15 protein-coding genes are annotated in these 18,704 nt (G+C 39.5%); all 15 read left to right on the forward strand.

What is annotated here, in order from left to right; translation table 11 throughout:
• The first annotated feature begins 15 nt into the window (after positions 1 to 15).
• Positions 16 to 1,047, forward strand: a complete 1,032-nt coding sequence (gene purM / locus DW019_RS02475) for a phosphoribosylformylglycinamidine cyclo-ligase (protein ID WP_117479865.1) — start codon at positions 16 to 18, stop codon at positions 1,045 to 1,047.
• Positions 1,041 to 1,664, forward strand: coding sequence for a phosphoribosylglycinamide formyltransferase (purN, locus tag DW019_RS02480; RefSeq protein WP_118442416.1), 624 nt, complete (start codon positions 1,041 to 1,043; stop codon positions 1,662 to 1,664). The genes purM and purN overlap by 7 nt, the downstream gene beginning before the upstream one ends.
• A gap of 18 nt (positions 1,665 to 1,682) precedes the next feature.
• Positions 1,683 to 2,954 (forward strand): phosphoribosylamine--glycine ligase, encoded by a 1,272-nt coding sequence (gene purD / locus DW019_RS02485; protein ID WP_022376744.1) that lies wholly within the window; start codon positions 1,683 to 1,685, stop codon positions 2,952 to 2,954.
• 34 nt (positions 2,955 to 2,988) lie between these two features.
• Entirely contained in the window at positions 2,989 to 4,227 is a 1,239-nt protein-coding gene (gene glyA / locus DW019_RS02490; RefSeq protein WP_022376745.1) for a serine hydroxymethyltransferase, read from the forward strand.
• An 82-nt stretch (positions 4,228 to 4,309) separates the two neighbouring features.
• Positions 4,310 to 4,951, forward strand: a complete 642-nt coding sequence (locus DW019_RS02495) for a lactate utilization protein (protein ID WP_118442417.1) — start codon at positions 4,310 to 4,312, stop codon at positions 4,949 to 4,951.
• 11 nt (positions 4,952 to 4,962) lie between these two features.
• A complete protein-coding gene (locus DW019_RS02500; RefSeq protein WP_022376747.1) occupies positions 4,963 to 7,029 on the forward strand; it encodes a DNA topoisomerase in 2,067 nt (688 codons plus the stop codon).
• A gap of 25 nt (positions 7,030 to 7,054) precedes the next feature.
• On the forward strand, positions 7,055 to 9,811 hold the full coding sequence (locus DW019_RS02505; RefSeq protein ID WP_182431023.1) for a leucine-rich repeat protein: 2,757 nt from the start codon (positions 7,055 to 7,057) through the stop codon (positions 9,809 to 9,811).
• 12 nt (positions 9,812 to 9,823) lie between these two features.
• Positions 9,824 to 11,344: a serine/threonine-protein kinase gene (locus DW019_RS02510; RefSeq protein ID WP_182431024.1), complete on the forward strand. Its 1,521-nt coding sequence runs from the start codon at positions 9,824 to 9,826 to the stop codon at positions 11,342 to 11,344.
• Between the two features lie 10 nt (positions 11,345 to 11,354).
• Complete coding sequence (locus DW019_RS02515) at positions 11,355 to 12,683, forward strand: hypothetical protein (protein WP_118442420.1); 1,329 nt, start codon at positions 11,355 to 11,357, stop codon at positions 12,681 to 12,683.
• 232 nt (positions 12,684 to 12,915) lie between these two features.
• Positions 12,916 to 13,212 carry a Mor transcription activator family protein gene (locus DW019_RS02520; RefSeq protein WP_118442421.1) on the forward strand — a complete coding sequence of 99 codons (297 nt, stop codon included), beginning with the start codon at positions 12,916 to 12,918 and terminating at the stop codon, positions 13,210 to 13,212.
• A complete protein-coding gene (locus DW019_RS02525) occupies positions 13,205 to 13,795 on the forward strand; it encodes a zf-TFIIB domain-containing protein (RefSeq protein WP_118442422.1) in 591 nt (196 codons plus the stop codon). Before DW019_RS02520 ends, DW019_RS02525 begins: the two co-directional genes overlap by 8 nt.
• A 15-nt stretch (positions 13,796 to 13,810) precedes the next feature.
• The gene (locus DW019_RS02530) at positions 13,811 to 14,464 is read left to right on the forward strand and encodes a hypothetical protein (protein ID WP_118442423.1); all 654 of its coding nucleotides are present in this window, start codon (positions 13,811 to 13,813) and stop codon (positions 14,462 to 14,464) included.
• Positions 14,465 to 14,490: 26 nt separating this feature from the next.
• Positions 14,491 to 15,798: an SPFH domain-containing protein gene (locus DW019_RS02535; protein ID WP_118442424.1), complete on the forward strand. Its 1,308-nt coding sequence runs from the start codon at positions 14,491 to 14,493 to the stop codon at positions 15,796 to 15,798.
• On the forward strand, positions 15,788 to 16,465 hold the full coding sequence (locus tag DW019_RS02540; protein ID WP_118442425.1) for a hypothetical protein: 678 nt from the start codon (positions 15,788 to 15,790) through the stop codon (positions 16,463 to 16,465). The genes DW019_RS02535 and DW019_RS02540 overlap by 11 nt, the downstream gene beginning before the upstream one ends.
• A gap of 329 nt (positions 16,466 to 16,794) precedes the next feature.
• Complete coding sequence (locus DW019_RS02545; RefSeq protein WP_279217633.1) at positions 16,795 to 18,489, forward strand: TIR domain-containing protein; 1,695 nt, start codon at positions 16,795 to 16,797, stop codon at positions 18,487 to 18,489.
• Positions 18,490 to 18,704: the final 215 nt, after the last annotated feature.

Consider the following 18,704-nt stretch of genomic DNA (forward strand, 5'->3'; position numbering starts at 1 on the left):
GGAGGAATTTCAAAGATGGATTACAAAAAAGCAGGAGTTGACATTGAGGCAGGTTATAAGGCAGTATCGCTGATGAAAGAGCACATTGCATCGACTATGAGACCGGAAGTATTGACGGATATCGGTGGTTTTTCAGGTGCATTTTCGATGAAAAAGTTTGTTGGCATGGAAGAACCAACATTGGTTTCCGGCACAGATGGTGTAGGAACAAAACTTAAATTGGCTTTTATTTTGGATAAGCATGATACAATTGGTATTGACTGTGTGGCAATGTGTGTAAATGATATTGCATGTGCCGGTGGTGAACCGCTGTTTTTCTTGGATTATATTGCATGTGGTAAAAATGAACCGGAAAAAATTGCGAAAATTGTAAGTGGTGTAGCAGACGGATGCCGTCAGGCAGATTCCGCACTGATTGGTGGAGAGACAGCTGAGATGCCTGGCTTTTATCCGATTGACGAGTATGATTTGGCAGGATTTTCTGTCGGTATCGTAGATAAAAAAGATATGATTACCGGCAAAGATTTGAAAGCCGGCGATGTTTTAGTAGGTATGGCTTCTTCCGGTATTCACAGTAATGGTTATTCACTGGTCCGCAGTGTATTTTCCATGAAGGAAGAAACATTAAACCAGAAATATGAGTCTCTTGAAAGTGACTTGACTTTGGGTGAGACACTTCTTACTCCGACAAAGATTTATGTCAAAGCACTCCGTCAGATTAAAGAGGCAGGCGTGCGGATTAAAGCATGCAGCCATATCACAGGTGGTGGATTCTATGAGAACATTCCTAGAATGTTAAAAGAGGGAACTCATGCAAAAATTAAGAAAGATAGTTTTGTGATTCCGCCTATTTTCAAAATGCTGGCATCCGATGGCTCGATTGCAGAAGAGGCAATGTTTAATACATATAACATGGGTGTTGGTATGATTACAGCAGTAGATAAGCAGGACGTAGATAAAACCGTTGAGGCAATCAAAGCAGCCGGAGAGACACCTTATATCATGGGTGAAATCGTAGATGGCGAGAAAGGAATTACGTTATGCTAAGAGCAGCCGTTTGTGTATCCGGTGGCGGAACAAATCTTCAGGCAATTATTGATGCAGCAGCGGCGGGCACGATTACAAATACGGAGCTTGCACTTGTTATCAGTAATAAGCCGGGAGCGTATGCCTTAGAGCGTGCGAAAAAGGCAGGAATTTCTTCTGAAGTCCTTGTTCCCAAAGATTATGAGAATCGAAACGCTTTTGGAGAAGCACTGATTCGTTGTTTAAATGACAAACAGATTGATTTAGTTGTATTAGCCGGGTATCTTGTGATTTTGCCGGAGAATTTTGTAAAAGCGTTTGAGGGACGTATTATAAATATTCATCCGTCTTTGATTCCGTCGCATTGCGGTGCCGGATATTATGGCCTTAAGGTACATGAAAGTGTTTTGGCAAGAGGAAATAAAGTGACGGGGGCAACGGTTCATTTTGTTGATGAGGGAACTGACAGTGGCCCGATTATTTTACAAAAAGCAGTAGAAGTGCTTGATGATGACACGCCGGAAGTATTGCAAAAGCGTGTGATGGAACAGGCAGAATGGAAAATTCTTCCGGAAGCAATTGATTTAATTGCCAATGGTAAATTAGAAATTGTGGATGGAATTGTAAAACGTAAATAACAGTTAGGAGGATATCTCGTGAAAGTTCTTATTGTAGGAAGCGGTGGCCGTGAACATGCCATTGCAGCAAGTGTAGCAAAAAGTAATCAAGTGGAAAAAATATATTGTGCGCCGGGAAATGCCGGAATCGGACAGATTGCAGAATGTGTTGATATTACCGCAATGGAATTTGACAAACTGGCTGATTTTGCAGAAAAAAATCAGATTGATTTGACGATTATCGGTATGGATGACCCATTGGTAGGCGGTGTGGTTGATGTGTTTGAGGCACGTGGACTCCGTGTATTCGGACCGAGAAAAAATGCAGCGATTATCGAAGGATCCAAAGCATTCTCAAAAGATTTGATGAAGAAATACAATATTCCTACGGCAGCCTATGAGAACTTTACGAATCCGGATGAGGCACTGGCTTATCTTGAGACGGCAAAAATGCCAATCGTTTTGAAGGCGGACGGGCTTGCACTTGGAAAAGGTGTTTTGATTTGCAACAACTTAGAAGAAGCAAAAGCTGGTGTTAAGACATTGATGTTAGACAAGCAGTTTGGTGATGCCGGAAATGAAATTGTTATTGAAGAGTTTATGACCGGACGTGAGGTATCTGTGCTTTGTTATTGCGATGGTACACATATCAAACCAATGACAAGTGCACAGGATCACAAACGTGCCAAAGATGGTGATAAGGGATTGAACACTGGTGGAATGGGTACCTTTTCACCAAGTCCGTTTTATACGGATGAGGTTCAGAAATTCTGTGAAGAAAAAGTATATCAGCCTACGATGGATGCGATGAAAAAAGAAGGCAGAGATTTTGTCGGAATTTTGTTTGTCGGCTTGATGCTTACAGAAGATGGACCAAAAGTATTAGAGTACAATGCCAGATTTGGTGACCCGGAGGCTCAGGTCGTTCTTCCGCGTATGAAAAATGATATTATTGATGTGATGAATGCCTGCATCGATGGTAAACTCGATGAGATTGACCTTCAATTTGAGGACAATGCAGCGGTTTGTGTTGTACTTGCTTCCGATGGTTACCCGGAGCATTACGAAAAAGGCAAAGTAATCACAGGTTTTGAAAAATTTGATGGTAAAGATGGTTATTATGTATTCCATGCCGGCACGAAACTTACGGATGAGGGCATCGTGACAAATGGAGGCCGCGTACTTGGTGTGACGGCAAAGGGAAAAGATTTGAAAGAGGCAAGAAAGAATGCTTATGAAGCAACAAACTGGATTGATTTTTCAAATAAGTATATGAGACATGATATCGGAAAAGCAATTGATGAGGCGTAAAACGCTTTACAATAAATAAAAAAGGAGAGAATTTATGTATTCATTTGATGAGGTAAAAAATGCCGATCCTGAATTGGCAAAAGCAATGGAACAGGAAACCGGTCGTCAGAATGACCACATTGAGTTAATTGCTTCAGAAAACTTTGTCAGCAAAGCCGTAATGGCTGCCATGGGAAGCACACTGACAAACAAATATGCAGAAGGTTATCCGGGCAAACGTTATTATGGCGGATGCCAGTATGTGGACATCGTGGAAGATTTGGCAAGAGACCGCGCCAAGAAACTGTTTGGCTGTACTTATGCAAATGTTCAGCCACATTCCGGTGCTCAGGCAAACATGGCTGTATTCTTTGCTTTGGTTAAACCGGGCGAGACAGTTATGGGAATGAACCTTGATCACGGCGGACATCTTTCACATGGAAGCCCGGCAAATATTTCCGGAACCTATTATCACATCGTACCGTACGGTGTGAATGACGCAGGATTTATTGATTATGACGAAGTAGAGCGCATTGCCAAAGAGTGCAAACCGAAAATGATTATTGCCGGTGCAAGTGCTTACTGTCGTAAGATTGACTTCAAGAGATTCCGTGAAATTGCAGATGAAGTTGGTGCTTATCTGATGGTAGATATGGCTCATATCGCAGGACTGGTTGCTTCCGGTTATCATGAAAGCCCGATTCCATATGCTCATGTAACAACAACGACAACACACAAAACACTGCGTGGACCTCGTGGCGGTATGATTCTTTCTTCTGAAGAATTTGCTACGGAGCATAAGTTAAATAAAGCAATTTTCCCTGGTATTCAGGGTGGTCCTTTGATGCATGTGATTGCTGCTAAAGCACTTTGCTTTAAAGAAGCATTGGACCCAAGTTTTAAAGAGTACGGAAAACGTATCATTGATAATGCACAGGCTCTCTGCAAGGGATTGCAGAAACGCGGCATTGATATTGTTTCCGGTGGTACGGACAACCACTTGATGTTGGTTGATTTGGCTGCCAAAGGTCTGACCGGTAAAGAAGTAGAAAAATGGCTGGATGATGCTAATATCACAGCAAATAAGAATACAATTCCAAATGATCCACAGTCTCCATTTGTAACGAGTGGTATTCGTCTGGGAACAGCAGCGGTTTCAAGCCGTGGCATGAATCCGGATGATATGGATCAGATTGCTGAGGCAATTGCAATGCTGATTGATGACCATGAAGCAAATACAGAAAAAGCAAAGGCAATTGTTAAGGAATTGACGGATAAGTACCCATTGTACTAGAATCGTGTGCAATATTTTTATAGAACAAAACAGTAAGTCTGGGCGTATCTGCCCAGACTTATGATTTACGAGGAGTGATTCGATGCAGGAAGCAAAAAAGATGGCAAACCGTATACTGGCGGAGAAAATGATTGAGAAATTAAAGTTACGCCGGATGGAAGGATTTTATGTAGAAACAAAAGAAGAAGCATTAGCACTTGTGAAAGAAAAGTTTCTTACACAGGGGAAATCGGTTTGTTATGGAGGCTCTGTTACCTTACAGGAAACCGGGATTATGGACTGGCTGAAAGAAAGTCCCTGCGATGTAATCGACCGCACCGCATTTTCTACGCCGGAAGAGGAAAAAGAAATTAAGGCAAGAATGATTAATTCCGATTATTTTCTTATGAGTACAAATGCGATTACCACAGACGGTGAGCTGATTAATATTGATGGCAGGGCAAACCGTGTGAGTTTTCTCTGTTACGGACCGGAAAATGTGATTGTTATTGCAGGTATGAACAAAGTGGTAACGGACGTGGAGTCCGGTCTGAAACGGGTTCGTCTTACTGCCTGCCCGCCAAATGCAGTCCGACTGAACAAAAAAACACCTTGTGCAGTAAATGGTATGTGTGGAAACTGCTACGGTGAGGACTGTATCTGCAGTCAGTTTGTAGTGACAAGGCGCAGTGGAGTGAAAAATCGAATCAAAGTTATTTTGGTTGGTGAAGAATTAGGATACTAGAGAGTGAGAGCATGGCAAAACGAGTTTTTATAGCAGAGAAACCAAGTGTGGCGCAGGAGTTTGCCCGCATATTAAAGGTAAATGGAAGACGGGGAGACGGATATCTTGAGTCGGAAGATACGATTGTGACTTGGTGTGTTGGTCATTTGGTGACGATGAGTTATCCGGAAGTTTATGACGCCGCTTTGAAAAAATGGTCGTTAGACACCCTTCCTTTTTTACCGGAGAAGTTTTTATATGAAGTAATTCCCGGTGTGAAAAAGCAGTTTGATACGGTCAGTTATCTTTTGAACCGTGAGGATGTGGATACCATTTACATCTGTACCGACTCCGGGCGGGAGGGTGAATACATTTATCGTTTGGTAGACCAGATGGCGCAGGTTTCTGCTAACAAAAAGAAACTTCGTGTGTGGATTGATTCCCAGACGGAAGAAGAAATATTACGCGGAATCCGCGAGGCAAAGCCGATGGCTGAATATGATAATATTAGCAGTTCGGCTTATTTGCGCGCCAAAGAAGATTATTTGATGGGAATTAATTTTTCACGTGTTTTGTCTTTGAAATACGGATTTTGGCTGAATGATACGTTAAAGGGGCAGAAGTGGACGTCAGTGTCTGTTGGACGTGTGATGACTTGTGTACTTGGCATGGTGGTAAAGCGTGAAATGCAGATTCGTGATTTTGTCAAAACGCCGTTTTACCGTGTGATTGGCAATTTTGAGTTACAGGGTAAAAAATTTCAGGGAGAATGGAAGGCGGTAGAAGGCTCGAAATACTATCAGTCACCGGCTCTTTACAAAGAAAATGGTTTTAAAGAAAAGGAAAATGCGCTGGCTCTGATTGATTCTCTGATGCAGCCGGAGCCGGTTTTATCGGAAATTGAGCAGGTCGCAAAGAAGAAGGAAAAGAAGAATCCGCCTCTTTTATTTAATCTGGCGGAACTTCAGAACACCGCCTCAAAACTTTTTAAAATTAGTCCTGATGAAACACTTTCGGTTGTTCAGGAACTTTATGAGAAAAAGTTAGTAACGTATCCGCGTACCGATGCCCGTGTTCTTTCCAGTGCGGTGGCAAAAGAAATCGGGAAAAACTTAAATGGACTGCAGGGGTATCCTATGACGGCATCTTTCCTGCCTTATATTTCGCAAAACCAGACGTATAAGGGACTTGAGAAAACACGGTATGTAAACGACAAACAGATTACCGACCACTATGCAATTATTCCGACCGGTCAAGGATTAAGTGCACTTTCACGTCTGGGAGAGTTACAGACAAAGATGTATGAAGTAATTGTCCGCCGTTTTCTTAGTATCTTTTACCCACCTGCGGTATATCAGAAGCTAAATGTAACGGTAAAGGCCGGAGAGGAACGTTTTTTTACATCAACAAAAGTTCTTTTGGAAGAAGGATTTTTGCCTGTTACCCAGTATTCTTTTACGAAAAAGAAGAATCCGGAAGAGATTCTATCGGCAGAAGAAAAAGAAGAGGAAAAAGAGGAGAGTTTTGACTTAAAAGAGGTACTTAATCTCTTAAAAAAAGGCACCTCTGTTTCTCTCACCGAATGTTCGGTAAAAGAGGGGGAGACTTCTCCGCCAAAACGGTATAATTCGGGTTCTATGATTTTAGCAATGGAAAATGCCGGGCAGCTCATCGAGAATGAAGAACTGCGAGAGCAGATTAAAGGAAGCGGCATTGGCACAAGTGCAACGAGAGCGGAAATTTTGAAGAAGTTGTTTTCCATTGAATATCTGAATCTGAACAAAAAGAATCAGATTATTACACCGACGCTAAAGGGCGAACTTGTCTATGGCATTGTATTTTGTTCCATGCCGGAAATGATTTCGCCGAATTTGACGGCAAGCTGGGAGAAGGGCTTAACCGGCGTGGCGGACGGCTCAATCAGCGAGGGTGACTACATGAAAAAACTCGAAGCCTTTGTGCAGCAGGTGGTACAGCGTGCAAAAGGCGGCGATTATCGTGCAAAACTGAATTCTTTTTATCGTTCGGTGCAGCCTCATCATGCAGGGGAAAACAAGAAAAAGCGAACCACGAGAAAGAAGAAAACGACGAAGGCGTAAAGTGAAAATGGAAAGGAGACATAAGATGAGAGTGAAAAGCAAAAAAAGACAGCGGATATGGATATTCTGTTTGATTATTTCATTTATGTTTCCTTATGTGCCGGGGAGGGTGTCGGAGGCATCGATTATAAGTAATGAGGAATGGAGTTATGAAGTAAATAACGGCTCGGTAACGATATATAAGTATTTAGGCTCTGGGAGTGAGGTTACGATACCGGACCAAATAGATGGATATCCGGTAACGCAACTGGTAGACTCTGCATTTGATTCAAATAATAATATTACAAAGGTGATTTTTCCTGATACAATTACAAAAATAGGAGAGTGTTGTTTTGCTTATTGCAGAAATCTCGAAGGGCCACTTGTGTTGCCGAAAAATTTAACGAGTTTGGGTGAAAGAGCGTTTGAATTTTGCAGTTCGTTAAGTGGAGATTTAGTAATTCCGGATGGTATAACAGAAATAGAATCACAGGTTTTTTGGGGATCAGGTTTTGATGGAGTCCTTACGCTGCCAAATAATCTAAGAAAGATTGGGTATGAGGCGTTTCGAGGCTCTGGTTTTAGTGGAACATTAATGCTTCCTCCCAATTTGAAAAGTATTGGTGAGGCTGCTTTTTTTCGCACAGACTTTGAGGGAACCGTTACAATCCCAAATTCAGTTACCAGTATAGCAAAGGATGCATTTTATGATTGTAACAACATTACTCGGATTAATTTGTCTAATCGAATAAAGACCATTGAACAGGGCTCTTTTTGTACATACGGAATGAAGGAAATTTATATACCAAAATCGGTGACAACTATTTCACGGGTTGCTTTTCGCGATGGACAAATCATAAAGATATTTGGGTATAAGGATAGTTATGCGGAAACTTATGCATTGGAGAATGGTTATGAGTTTGTCGATGTGGAGGCGGCAGAACCGGCGGAAATACCGACCACGGTGAATAATCCTATTGTGGCTGACGGGTACACCACATGGGATTGTGTATACTTTGGTAATTACTGGCAGAGCGATACGAATCGGGATGGCACTGCGGATCGAAAGGATGACAAACAGCCGATTAAATGGCGGGTATTATCGGTAGATGGTGATGATGCTTTTTTGTTGGCAGATAAAAATCTGGATAGCCAAGCTTATCATACAAGTGAATCCTATGTTTCGTGGGAAACCTGCTATTTACGGGAATGGTTAAATTATGCATTTTTCTATGCTGCCTTTTCTACAGAGGAGCAGAATGCAATTCGTCTAACAAGTGTTTATACACCGCCTCAATATAGTTATGAGAAAGCATGTACAACGGAGGACTATGTATATCTTTTATCACTTGATGAAATTCAAAATCCAGCCTATGGATTTGACTGTGAAGTTAGTCAGGGCATAAAAAAAAGAGAATCCAGAAATACACAGTTTGCAAAAAATCGTGGGGGCTGGTCCTCAACAACAGATGCGTATTTAGGTAACGGATGCTGGTGGCTTCGGAAAGGCGGACCGAGTAAAATGACGCCAATTATTACCAGTTTTGGTGCTACAGAGGAAGGTTTTAATTATTATGTAAATGATGAGAAGCCGGTTATACGTCCTGTGATTCATATAAATCTTTCATCTGGTCTCTGGAAATGGGCAGGTAAAGTACGAGTGTACGATGAAATGTGCGAGCCAATTATTACGCCGGAACCGACCGAGATTCCAGCAGAGACACCAACTCCTAAACCAACGGCGACAGCAACACCAACGGTAAAACCAACGGCAACGCCGACCCCGACGCCAACGGCAACACCGACCCCGACAGTAAAACCAACAGCAACGCCGACTCCGACCCAAACCCCAACAGCAACGCCGACTTCGACACCGACCCCAACGGAAACACCAACACCAGAACCGACGGCAACGCCAACTCCAGAACCGACGGTAACGCCAACTCCGACGCCGACCCCGACCCCAACCCCAACCCCAACAGCAACGCCGACTCCGACACCGACCCCAACGGAAACACCAACACCAGAACCAACGGCAACGGCAACGCCGACCCCGACGGCAACGCCAACCCCAACCCCGACGGCAACGCCGACCCAAATGCCGACCCCGACCCCAACGGCAACGCCAACTTCGACCCCAACACCAACTCCGGCACCAACTCCTACGTTGATACCGAAACCAACTTTCACGCCAACGGCATCACCGATACCGACGTCAACACCTGTGCGGGGTGCAGAAAAGCCAACAAATGCACCAATTCCAAAGCAAATTCGTGCGTGGCGGTTAAAGGGAGGAGAAGCTGCTATTGCGTGGAAAGTGGTGCCACAGGCATCTCAGTTTGAGGTGTATCGCAGCAGCAAAAAGAACGGAAATTATAAAAAAATAGCCGTTTTGCAAGGGCAGGTGACGCATTATCCGGATAGCAGGACAAAGCGGAATAAATACTATTTTTATAAAGTGAGAGCCCTATATCAGATAAACGGAAAAAGCGAATGGAGTGCGTTTTCCAATACAGTGAAAACGAAACGGACACTCTTACGAAAACCCAAAGTCAGAACAAGGAAAAGTAAACATATTTTGACGCTTACTTTTCAAAAGTATGAGGGAAGATATATAGATTTATATGTGGGGAAAAAGGGACGAAAAAAGAAAGCGGTAAAGCTGAAATCCAAGAGAATCAAAAAAACTCTGCGATTGCAGTATGCGGTTAAAGAGAAAAATGTATATTTGTATATCCGCACGTATCTGGGACATGGGAAGAAAAAGAGGTACAGCAAATTTGTGAAGAAAAAAATTAAGTAAATGGTGATGGTAATGGAGCAGCAAAACCAAATAAATAATCAATTTCTCCCTGTACACACAAAGTTGCAGGAGCGCTATGAGATACTTAAAGTGAACGGCGAGGGCAATTTCGGTATTACTTATATTGGCTGGGACTGCCTGCTGGAAAGTAAAGTAGCAATCAAAGAATTTTTTCCGGTCAGCCGCGTAAGACGTGATGTATCGAAGGGAGAGACGGAAGTTTATGTTTTTCAGGAAAAGGAATATGAACAGATTCTTGAAAAATATTTGGAAGAAGCGAGAAAACTTTCAAAACTGAATCAAATTGATGGAATTGTGTCTATTCGTGACTTCTTTTATGCGAACCATACGGCGTATATTGTGATGGATTACATTGAGGGAACCAGTATAAGAGATTATATTCAGGAGAATGGAACCGTATCAGAGCATGAAGTTAAACAAATGCTCAAACCGATTTTTAGCTCATTGTCGAAAATCCATGAGCAGGGAATTATCCACCGGGATATCAGTGCCGATAATATTATGATTACGGATGATAATCATGTGATTCTTGTGGACTTTGGATCCGCCAGACAGATTAATCTGGATGAAGATAAAAGCATGACGGTTATGATAAAGCGTGGGTACTCGGCACCGGAACTTTACCGGAGCCATGGAGAACAGGGACCATACACTGATGTTTATGCCGTTTGTGCAACCATTTATTATATGCTTACGGGAAAATCTCCGGATGAAGCAATTGATCGGATTTTGGAGGATGAAACAGAGTCTTTGGTGAAAATGAAAGGCGTGCGTGCTTCCAAGGAGTTTCGCCGGAATGTCATGAAAGGTATTTCTCTAAAAGCAAAAGAGCGTTTTGCCACGATGAAGGAATTAGAAAATGCTCTTTATACAGAGAAGAAAAAGAGCAGGGTGCTTGCCGGTCTGGCTGTTTTTATTATACTTGTCGGGTTGCTTGGAACATTTCTTTTTAACTCCCCAAAAGAGAAAGTGGCAACTGTTCTGAAAGAAAAAACAGAAGCTGTGACGAAATCGCCGGAGCCGACACCACAGATGTATAAAATGATTTCAGGAATTGGAAAAACAAAGCAGGAAATTTTAGAAACACTTCCCGGCTTAAAGGAAAAGGCAGTTACTGTAGCATGGAAGAGTTCTTATGATGAAAATTTCCAAAAAGGGTTTGTAATTGCACAAAGTATTCCGGTGGATACATCATATTCGAAAGAAAAAACAGTTCATGTAACCTTCACGTTAAGCAAGGGAGTGAAAAAGGTTATGGTTCCATCTGTTGTGGGAATGAACTACGAAGAGGCAGAAAAGAAAATAAAATCCAAGGGATTTACTTATAAAATTGTTTGGAAGGAAAAGCAAAATGGCAAGGCGTATGTTGTGCTGTCACAAAGTGTAAGAGCAGGAACAAAAAAGCGAAAAAAAACATGTATCAAACTTACAGTATGCAAAAGCATAACACCAAAGCTGACAACAAAACCAACGAAAAAGCCGAAAAAATATGATGGTGTAATAACTTATTAAGGAGCATGATATGTCACTTGAAAATGCATTAAAAGATTTTTTAAATAAAACAGATTTTGTCCGGTTTGATACCTTTTTTACAGGATTCATGCTAGGCGTTCCAAAAGACTGTTATACGGAAGAGGAAAGGAAACAAGCGTGTTCTCTTTTTCGTGAGAAGACAGATAAGAGAGAAATCGCTTCTTATCCGACCATTCGTAAGTGGTTTGGTTTAGGCGGAAAAACAAAGCCGGACCGTATGCAGATTTTTGAAATTGCTTTCGCCCTTTCTCTTTCGGCACAGGATGTAAACTTGATTTTAAAAGAGGGAATGTTTGAGCCGGGAATCCGCATTAATGATTATCGGGAAATTATTTTCTGGTTCGGTTTATTAAATCATTTGTCCTATGAAGAGTGTTGCGTGATGATTGAACAATTTGAGAGGCATATCAATTCTGACCTAGTCATTGTGCAGGCAACAAATACCGCCGAATTACTGTATGCTTTTGAGAACAACAAACAACTGTCAAAAGATGAGTTTATGGACTGGCTTGATTCGATTGCCGGTGTTTTCAAGGGATATGGGAAAACAGCATTGAATTATATGCTCAAATTGAAAAAACTGGTTGTTTCCTACATGCGGAAAGAATGGAAAATACTGCTTGAAAACATGCTTGCTTCCACTGATTTTGAAACTTGGAAGAAAAAGAAAAGAAACCGCCACAAATTATCCGAAGGAGAACAGATTCGGCAATATTTGTATAAAGAAAAATCACTATCGGATGAGAGACGCAAAGAAATTTTAGATATGGTTTCTTTCGTCTATTTTGAAGAGGATAATAACGTTCGTGTTCTCGCGGAAATTTTCCCGGATACACGTATTTCCCTTTTGCGTGACACCCTTTTACGTGGAATGACACAAAAGCATTTGTCGGATTTGTTAAACATTGCGAAGCAGAAAGAAAAGGATATGGAGCTAACAAGAAAGCGTTACGAACTTTTGGATTCAATGGAGAAAAATCCGGAGGCGGTAAAGCAGTTGTCACAGATTGAAAAAAACAAACGGGAGCACAAAAGACGCATGGTTCAAGTTGAGCGTGCAGATTTACTTCCATTCATACAGTACGTTGCCGTATTTCGTTATTTGGAAGAAATCAGTGCCTGCGGAAAAAAGTATGAGGCAAAAAAAGCAAAAGAGCAATTTGTCATTCTTGCCGACCAGATTCTTACCGCCTGTAATATGGCTGTTATCTCAGAAAAATATGAGCTCGATTCGTTGTTGTTACTTGGCTTTCAAGAAGATGACTGCTATTTGTACGAAGAACTGGCAGAACAACTGGTAATGATGAAAATGGATTAGGATAAATTTATTTAAAAAGAGCCTGTTAATCAGCTTGATTAGGGCTCTTTTTTTGATGCAAAAAGAGAACATTTGCCGGATAAAAAAACGGAAATTGATTTTTCTTTTGCTCGGTTATAATAACATTAGTTTAGGTAAAAAAAGGAAATTCAAGGGGATAATGACCGCGGATAACAACACAAGTATTGTGAAATTGATTGTGTTAGAATTAGTAAATAAAGGAGGATAAAAGATGAGTGCGGATTCATTTGAAGAAGAGACGAAGTATGCGGAAATTTATATGGAGTTTTCGGATTTGATTGGCGAGAGCAATATGAGAAAAGTATACAATCGTTATCGTGGTCTGAAGGTTGATTTTCCAAAACGGATTTATTCAAAAGAATATGTCGTGCAAATGCTTCGCAAATTTGAAGGAAAAAAGACAGTGTCTGAACTGGCTAAAGAGTATGATTACAGCGAGCGGTACATACGGAAATTAATCGCTCAGGTGAGAGATGAGGAAAATGACAGGAGGAAGAGTAATGGATGAATTTAAATGCCCAAAATGCAACTATACATTTTATGACATCGAAATAGAGGAGTGTCCGCATTGTGGATTTCCAATTCAATTGTTTATAGATAGGGAAATGATATTAGATGTTCAAGGAACTCTTGTAGGAGTTAGAGCAGCCTTGCATGAAATTGTAGAAGAAAGCAAAACGTCAAATTGGTATCGATGGGAAGATATTATGCCAATTTTAGGTCAATTTTTATATTATGCATCTATGTTAGGAAATGCAGAAGAATTTATTGAATATTATGCAGACGAAAATGACCCTGCTATTGAAAATTTAGCTTACATATATGAAGAACTTGATACGATTACAGATTATACCGCACAATTTTCAGACATGAATATCCGCAGAATTTTGGCAGAATATTATGGATATTGTGATGAATTAATGGTCGAGTATCTTCGTCAGGGAGAGGTTGAAAAGGCTCGTCAAAATTTAGAATTCATTCATTTGAAGTTTGAAAGAACAATCGCAAAGTATGATGAAATGATAGGTATCATTATGGATTCGAGCAACGAAATTATGAAGTATATGACTCAGGCAATTGATAAGTATTAAGAAAGGAAATGAAAAATGAAGAGAAAAATTTATGTATGGTTTGGAATACTATTTATGAGTTTTATATTAGTTGGTTGTGAGGAATTGGATACTGCTTCGTCTAATACGAATACAGAACAAACAAGTTCGGAACAATCAAAAAAAGCTTCAAAGAAAAAGAAAAAAAAGAAGAATAAGAAAAAGAGTAAAAAAAAGAAGAAGAGTGTAAAAAGGAAAAAAACGAAGAAGAAGAGTAAGGTACAAAGTAATAAAAAAAATATGGTTTATTATAATCCATTAGATGATGATGTAAAGGAGGTCAGGAAAGAATGCAAATCTGAATTTGAAGATATTTATGATGTTGATCGCGGCCGAGCATTTGATTCTTATTTTGCTATTTCAAAATGGAAAAGCAGGGAAGATGATGGAGATGTATATGTTGAGTTTTATGGTGTTTTTCCAGAGGAAAAAGACCACGAGTATGAGGAATCTCAAATTGAAAGCGGAATGAAGGTACATATTACATATGAGAAAACGAGTGCATTAGTTTGGGATTTGGGATGGAGTGTTCAAAGTGCATATTTATGTGATAAAAATGATGAATTTATTTGTATGCTAGATGGGGAAGGACAATCATCTTTGGAGGAAATTGCTTATGCATATTATTTGATGCTTACAAATCAATATTAGCCGATTAAGGAAGAGGAGGAACAAAAATGTTTGGCTCAAAATATTCAGAAAACGAGATGTCTGTTATACAATATGACGGAGGAAAAGAAACTTTTGTATGGAAATGTCCGATACAGGATTTTACAATGGGCTCTCAGTTAATTGTACATGAATCACAAGAGGCCTTGTTTTTGAAAAATGGAGAAGCACTGGATTTATTTGGACCGGGAAGGTACTTGCTGGAAACACAAAATATTCCTATGACAAGTCGATTATTTAAAATGCCAATTGAAAATGGACAGATTTTTCAGGCGGAAGTGTATTTTATTAATCAAACAGTACAAATGGGAATTAAATGGGGAACAGATAGTAAAATCAGGCTATTTGACCCTATGTCAGGTTTATATTTGGAAATAGGGGCTTGTGGTGAATTTAATCTTTGTGTTTCTGACTCACGGAAACTGGTTACAAAACTTGTTGGTACAGAAGCAACATTATCCCAATCACAGCTTCTTAGTACGGGAGGACAAGCCGGTAATGTTACAGGAATGCATGGATATTTTCGATCCATGATTATGACTTATGTAAAAAGTTTTTTGGCTCAAATTGTAAAAGAAAAAGCAATTAATATTTTAGAAATTGATAGCCGGTTAGAAGAACTTTCTCAGTTACTAGAAGATAAAATAAATGTGGCATTATCAGAATATGGATTACATATGCCGGAATTTTTTGTTACCAGAATTTTGACTCCGGATGATGATCCAAATTATAGGAGACTAAAACAGCAGTATGCGGATAAATATTTAAGAATACGAGAAGAGGAGATTCTTCGAGCAGAAGCGGAAGCAAGAGCGGAAAGAAAGGCTGTCGAGGCTGCAACAGAGGCCCGATTAAATATGATTCGCGCTCAGGGACAAGCAGAGGCATTAAAAATAAAGGGAGAGGCAGAGGCAGCTGCTTATCGTATGCAAGCAGAGGCAGAAGCGTCTGAAATGAAGATGAAAGGTTATACTTATGCAGAAGAAACTGCAAGAAAAGTTGGCGTTGGTGCTGTGGAAAATGGTTTTGGAAGTACAGGTGAGGGTGGCAATAATATAGGAAATTCGGGCTTGATGGGTGATTTGGTGAATCTTGGAGTTGGGTTGAGTGCTATGTCAGGAGTTATGGGGATGACAAAGGACGCAATTTCACCTCTTATGAATACGACGGGTGAGATGGGACAATCTGTATCAAATTTAATGAAGCCTGAGACACAAAATACGACTTGGTCCTGTAGTTGTGGAATGACTGGCTTGACCGGAAATTTTTGTAGTAATTGTGGAAAAAAGAAAGGAGAGAATACCAATGAAAAATAGCAAAACAATGTGGATTTTTTTGGGTATTATATTGGCAATTTATAGCTCTATTGTATGGATTGTTCCGTGGGAGAAAAATGGTTGTCTTGTTTTATCGTATATATTTACGGTTGTTGCATTTTTGTTCCAAGGAGTTGTTTGGAAAATTTCATGGGATAATTCGGAAACTGCAATGAGTAAATTTTATGGAATTCCCATTTTTCGTGTTGGCATTATATATTTGGTAGTACAAATTTGCTTGAGTTTTGTAGTTATTTTGCTTTCTAAAGTGATTCCTTATTGGATTCCAATTCTTTTGTATATTATTGTGTTAGGTGCTTTTTTGATTGGATTAATTGCAGCTACACAGATAAAAGAACAAATTGATCGAATGGAAACGGAACAAAAAAAGGACACAAAACTTATTAAGAAAATGCGTGTTGAGTCAGATTATTTATATCAACGCTATTCATCACAAGAAAAGCTGAAGTTGATTGCGGATAAAATTAAATACAGTGATCCTGTCAGTATGGATGAATTGGAAGATGAAGAAAAAGAACTGGCTTTATTGTTAACACAGATGGAACAATTGCTTCAAAATAATGAGGTTGAACGTTTTGAGTCGATGGTGGATGAGTTTTTGACAAAATTAGAAAGACGAAACAATCTCTGTAAAATGTACAAGTAAAGAAATGCTAGAACACTTAAGAGTATGGAGGATATCAGATGTTTTTTTATTGTAAAATGTGTGGTGGAGAATTAGAAGTAAATCAAGATGCGACGGTTGGACAGTGTCAATATTGTGGTACAAAGCAGACAATTCCTAAAACGGATAATGAAAAAATAATGAATTTATTTAATCGTGCAAATCATTATCGAATGAAAAATGATTTTGATAACGCAATGAATTCTTATGAAAATATCCTGAATGAGGATTCAAAAAACGCAGAGGCATACTGGGGATTATGTTTATGCCGGTATGGAATTGAGTATGTTAAAGATCCATTAACAGAAAAAATGATTCCAACTTGTCACAGAACACAGTTAGAATCAATTATTGAGGATGAAGATTTTATAAGTGCATGCGAAAACGCAGATTCTGTTGCGCGCTCGACCTATGAACAAGAAGCAAAACACATTGATAAAATACAGAAAAAAATTCTGCAAATTTCATCCAAAGAAGAGGACTATGATGTGTTTATCTGCTATAAAGAGGCAGATAATATGGGAGAGCGGACACCCGATAGCGTAATCGGACAAGATATTTATGATGCACTTACAGAAAAGGGAATACGTGTATTTTTTGCGCGTATTTCGCTTGAAGATAAAGTAGGAACTGCATATGAACCTTATATTTTCGCTGCTCTGCAAAGTGCTCCGATAATGATTACGATTGGAACCAAGCCTGAGTACATGGAAGCAGTGTGGGTAAAAAATGAATGGAGCCGTTTTTTGGCGATGATGAAAAAAGATAGTAAAAAAACGATAATTCCGGTTTACAAATTTATGAATCCATATGATATGCCGGAAGGATTTGCAAGAATTCAAGCTGTCAACATGGAAAAAATTGGTGCTATGCAGGATTTAGTTCATGGGATTGAAAAGATTTTGGGAAAAGATAAAAATAGGATTGTTGAAAAAGTAGTCCGTGTAGATGAAAATGCGAATAGTGCGTCAAAATATGCTCCTTTATTGGAACGTGCATGGATTTTTCTTGAGGACAAGAATTGGAATAAAGCTCGAGAATATGTAGAACGAGTTTTGGACATGAATCCAAAATGTGGGGAAGCGTATTTGATAAAAATGCTTGCAGGAATGAGCCTTAATAATCGTAATGCGCTAAAAAACTGGTCGCATCCACTTGACGGGTATGATGAGTACAAAAAAATCATGAAATACGGAGATGATGAGTTAAAAAATGAACTGATGCAATATAATAAAATTATAGTTGATAGACAAAGAAAAAAAGAGCAAGAACTGAATGAAAAAAGAATGAGGGAAGAAAGGGAATTATATGAAAGAAAGAAGCGAGAAGAGGAGGAACGAAAGGCAAGACTGGAGAAAAAAAGACAAGAGATATATGCCAAGTATGATGATACCATACAGTCTAATAGGAAAAAAGCGCAAGATTTGGAAAATGAAAAACATGAAATTGTAGAAAAAATTATTGCGTTAAATGCTAATAAAATCCAGATTAGTGACAGAAAAAAGGAACTAGAAAAGCAATATAACGAAGTGGCTGGAATTTACAATTCAGCAATGAAAAAAATAGAAACTAAGAAAGATAGAAGAGAGGGGGTTGGTGATATTATATCTTTAGGAATATGGGGAATAACGGCCTTAGCAGGGCTTGTTTTGGGGATAGCTGTGCCAGTTATATACTTTCCAAATAATTCTTCTGGTATTGCTGTTATATCTTTTTTGTTGTTGAGTTTAATTGTTGGAGTGGTCGGAGGATTTTTGTTAAGTATGCGCTTTGGGGATATTAAATTTTTCTTTGGTGATTATTCTCAAGCAAAGGAAAAAGTGAAAAAAAAATACCCGGTTGTAGTAGAGTATCAAAATATTTGCGAAGAGGAAGAAAATATTACAAAAGAAATTGACGATTTGAAAAAAAGTGAGCAACAGTATAACACAAATATAAAGGGATATTTGCAGGCAGTGACGTCCGCACAGAATTCTATAAAAAAACAAATAGCCGCTTTAAAATAATTGTTACATTAAAAGATAATTGATGGTTAACTTTTAAAAATGTTAATTATGATTTGTTCTCCACCCTGCGTCATAAAACTTATGACGCAGGATTTTTGTACTTGACATAAACACACACGTGATATATAATGCCAACCATGATGATACTTCTCCTGTCTGCCGGTGGAGGGAGACGATAGGATGGAGAACACGCAAAAGAACATTGAGAAAAATTT

Source organism: Clostridium sp. AF37-5 (assembly GCF_003477605.1).
Classification (GTDB): Bacteria; Bacillota; Clostridia; order Lachnospirales; family Lachnospiraceae; genus Eubacterium_F.

Bases quoted from the DNA above. Each gene is read 5' to 3' on its own strand.
- DW019_RS02500 (WP_022376747.1), top strand. From the start codon at position 4,963: ATGGCAAAACGAGTTTTTATAGCAGAGAAACCAAGTGTGGCGCAGGAG.
- DW019_RS02515 (WP_118442420.1), top strand. From the start codon at position 11,355: ATGTCACTTGAAAATGCATTAAAAGATTTTTTAAATAAAACAGATTTT.
- glyA (WP_022376745.1), top strand. From the start codon at position 2,989: ATGTATTCATTTGATGAGGTAAAAAATGCCGATCCTGAATTGGCAAAA.
- purM (WP_117479865.1), top strand. From the start codon at position 16: ATGGATTACAAAAAAGCAGGAGTTGACATTGAGGCAGGTTATAAGGCA.
- DW019_RS02545 (WP_279217633.1), top strand. From the start codon at position 16,795: ATGATTCCAACTTGTCACAGAACACAGTTAGAATCAATTATTGAGGAT.
- DW019_RS02505 (WP_182431023.1), top strand. From the start codon at position 7,055: ATGAGAGTGAAAAGCAAAAAAAGACAGCGGATATGGATATTCTGTTTG.
- purN (WP_118442416.1), top strand. From the start codon at position 1,041: ATGCTAAGAGCAGCCGTTTGTGTATCCGGTGGCGGAACAAATCTTCAG.
- DW019_RS02525 (WP_118442422.1), top strand. From the start codon at position 13,205: ATGGATGAATTTAAATGCCCAAAATGCAACTATACATTTTATGACATC.
- DW019_RS02520 (WP_118442421.1), top strand. From the start codon at position 12,916: ATGAGTGCGGATTCATTTGAAGAAGAGACGAAGTATGCGGAAATTTAT.
- DW019_RS02540 (WP_118442425.1), top strand. From the start codon at position 15,788: ATGAAAAATAGCAAAACAATGTGGATTTTTTTGGGTATTATATTGGCA.
- DW019_RS02510 (WP_182431024.1), top strand. From the start codon at position 9,824: ATGGAGCAGCAAAACCAAATAAATAATCAATTTCTCCCTGTACACACA.
- DW019_RS02495 (WP_118442417.1), top strand. From the start codon at position 4,310: ATGCAGGAAGCAAAAAAGATGGCAAACCGTATACTGGCGGAGAAAATG.
- DW019_RS02535 (WP_118442424.1), top strand. From the start codon at position 14,491: ATGTTTGGCTCAAAATATTCAGAAAACGAGATGTCTGTTATACAATAT.
- DW019_RS02530 (WP_118442423.1), top strand. From the start codon at position 13,811: ATGAAGAGAAAAATTTATGTATGGTTTGGAATACTATTTATGAGTTTT.